Source organism: Kitasatospora sp. NPDC088346 (genome assembly GCF_044740765.1).
In the GTDB taxonomy this organism is placed as follows: Bacteria; Actinomycetota; Actinomycetes; order Streptomycetales; family Streptomycetaceae; genus Kitasatospora.
Window position 1 is genome coordinate 1 of the sequence record NZ_JBIURH010000142.1, and the last position, 3,026, is coordinate 3,026.

Below are 3,026 nucleotides of genomic sequence, written 5' to 3' on the forward strand. Positions count from 1 at the left end.
TGGGCCGGGCGGGGAAACGGCGGGTGTGTTCGGGAAGATGGGGGGCGAGGATCGCCGACGCGGGGCTCAGGCCCAGGTCCGACGTGATCTGGGTCAGTCCGTCGCGCAGGGCGTCCACGACTGGGCCGAACGGTGCCGGCTCACGCAGCGGGTGGCACCAGCCGTGCAGCACCGGGATGTCGCTGTCGGAGCCCGGCGCGGCGAGTGCCTCGTTGACCAGGCGGGACTTGCCGATCCCGGCCTCGCCCTCCACGAATACGACCGCCGGCCCCGCGCCCAGCGTGGCCACCAGCGACCGCATCTCCTCCTGACGGCCGACAAACGCCAACCCCGTACGACCGGCCGCCACAACTCACCACCACCAAACACCGGAAGGGACAGGCCCCGAGACCCCACACTCCACTCCTTGTTCACGGTAGACCCGGTTACCACAGGCCGTCTTCCCGGGCAGGGCCGGCGGAGCCTGGCCGAAAAATTAGTCCCGGATACCAGCCTGAGCCGGTCGGCGGGCGCATTGTGGACGGGTCTGACGCCGAGGGTGGGTGAACAGCCACCGGATCCGAGCCGCTGAAGCGGAGATACGGTCGTGCGTCCTGGCCTGCTCGCCACGTCCCCAGCCCGCCGGTCTCCGCGCTGACCCTTCTCGGTCACCCGCTGCGAAGGTCTTGTCCGGAACTGTTGTTCTGCGGATCCAGGCGCGGTGTGCCGGCCTGCCCGCTCACCTGACGGGCTTCCTGCGGCTCCAGGCATACGAGGTCGGGACCGGATCCGGGCTCGGAGAACCCGCACCAGGCCCGGCGTTTTCCGGCTGGGTGTTCTACAGGTACTGCCCCGTGTTGATGACAGTGTCGATGGAGCGACCGGACTCGGCGCCCTGCTTGCCGGTGTTGGCACCGCCGGACCGCTGTCACCGCCGCCGCCCGCCCGCGCCGGGGACCCGCGCGTCAGGGCCGACGCAAGCGATCACCACCCGCCAGGTCTCCGTGCCGCCGGTCCGAGGCCATCCGGACCCGCACGGGCCAGGTCTGGGCAACCCTGACCGGCAGTGCCCGCCCGACGGCCTGGCCGCGACGCAGCGCACGTAAGCAGGGAAGGGTCCGGACGCAGAGGGACCTGCGGCTCGGTGCCAGGCCAGGCGGCTCGAGGCCCCGACAGGGCCGGTGATCTCCTGCGGGGCCGGGGCGGAGGCTGAATCAGCACTGCCGAGGCCCGCAGATCTACGGCTGGACGTCGTCTGCAGCGTCCGGTCATTCGCGAGGCGGTTGGGAAATCGGACTTCACCGTCTCCATTTCAAGGTGTGTCCGTGAGGGTAAGTTCCGGCGGAGAAGAAGGCACGCTGGCGCAGCACCGGGTGCCGGCGGCGCAGGGCGATCAGCCGGCCGAAGAGGCGTAGTGAGCTGTGGCGCGGTGTGTCAGTCAGTCAGTCAGGCGGGGGTGGGGTGGTGGAGGTCGTGGCGGGTGGTGTGGAGTTTTTTGAGGGTTCGGGCGACGTGGTGTTCGACGGTGGGGATGGACAGGGACAGGGCGCGGGCGATGTCCTGGTTGGTGGCGCCGGTGGTGAGGAGGTCGGCGACCTGCCGTTCGCGTGGGGAGAGCTCGTCGCCGTGGGAACGGCGACCGCGGGGGGTGGGGCGTTCCTGGCCGAGTTCGCGCAGCGTCTGCTGGCAGCGGGCCTGGTCGGCTGCGGCGCCGAGGCGCGTGTAGGTGTTCAGGGCGTCCTGGAAGGAGCGGGCCGCGCGGCCGGGGTTGTCGGGGTGGGCGGTGAGGTGGGCGTGGCCGGTGTGCTCGGCGACCTGGGCGGCCTGGTAGATCCGGCCGAGTGCCTTGTAACGGGTGCGTGCCTGCTCGAGGTGTTCGATGGCCTTGGTGGGGGTGGCTGTCAGGCCTTGGGTCCAGAGGATTTCGGCGTGGGCGCCGGGGGCGTCGCGGCCCTCGATCCCGCGAGCCGATTCGCGGATCAGTTCGTGTGCCTGTTCCGGCATCTTGCAGGTGAGGGCGGCTCGCACAGCGGTGGGCAGCAGGTCGAGTGCCCAGACCCAGATGCCTTTGGTCCGCTGGAGGTCGAGGGCGGGCTGTAGGCCTTCCCATGCACGCTCGGGTGCGCCCTCGGCGAGGTCGAGGCGGCCCATCGCCGCAGCGACCATGACCTGCCAGGGAGGATATTCGCCGTAGGTGGCCTCCAACACGGCCACCAGGCGTTTCCGGGCGCGTGTCCAGTGGCCGCGGGCGATGTCCAGGTGCGCGCGGATGAGCATCGGCTCGACCTCGAACGTGCCGCCTTCCTGGTCGGCTTCGGGGGCGAGCGATTCGAGGCGATCGTCCAGCCCGTCCCACAGGCCGTCGGCGAAGTCCAGATCCAGCCTTGTCGAGTCGCAGGCTGCCTCAAAGACTTGGCTACCGGTCCGCTTTGCCAGCTCCGTCGCCTTGTCGAGCAGCCGCTGGGCCCCGAGGTGGTCGCCCCGCAAGTGCGCCCCTATAGCGGCATTGAGCAGAGCCCGGCAGCAGTGGTTCTGAACGTCGCGGTCCTGGCTCTTCAGTGGCAGTTGATCGACTAGTTCCCGTGCTGTGGGGTCGCCGAGGGTTTCGAGGAGGATGATGTGGCTGGCCAGCACGTCTGCGTGGGCCACGGGGTCGTCGGTACGGGCCACGGTCTGCACGGCCCGCTCCATCCATGCGACGTTTTCCGGGATGGGTGCCAAAGAGGTGCCGTTGCCGAGGGTGGCCATGGCGACGGCGGCCAGGTCGGGGCGGCTGTCCAGTTCGCTGATCGCCCGTTCCATCTCCGCCCAGTTCTTGGGCTCTGAGGTTTGATTGAGGAGGGCGCGGGCGCGGTACAGCCTGATCTCGCCGCGGATGGCTGTGGGGAGGGCGGGGTCCGCGACGATGGCGCGCAGTGCCGTGACGGTGGTGGTGAGTTCGAGGCGCCGGTAGGCGATGTGGGCGAGGGTGAGGGCGTTGGTGGTGCGTTGCTGGGTGGGGAGGGTGGGTTCGGCGAGGAGTTGTTGGAGGAGTTGGGTGGCGATGC

2 protein-coding genes are annotated in these 3,026 nt (G+C 69.9%); both read right to left on the reverse strand.

What is annotated here, in order from left to right; genetic code table 11:
* Positions 1-301 (reverse strand): AAA family ATPase (locus ACIOFR_RS41975; protein ID WP_401006065.1); only part of this gene is annotated, 301 nt, incomplete at its 3' end.
* 1,124 nt (positions 302-1,425) lie between these two features.
* On the reverse strand, positions 1,426-3,026 hold a 1,601-nt coding region (locus ACIOFR_RS41980), incomplete at its 5' end, for a LuxR C-terminal-related transcriptional regulator (RefSeq protein WP_401006067.1).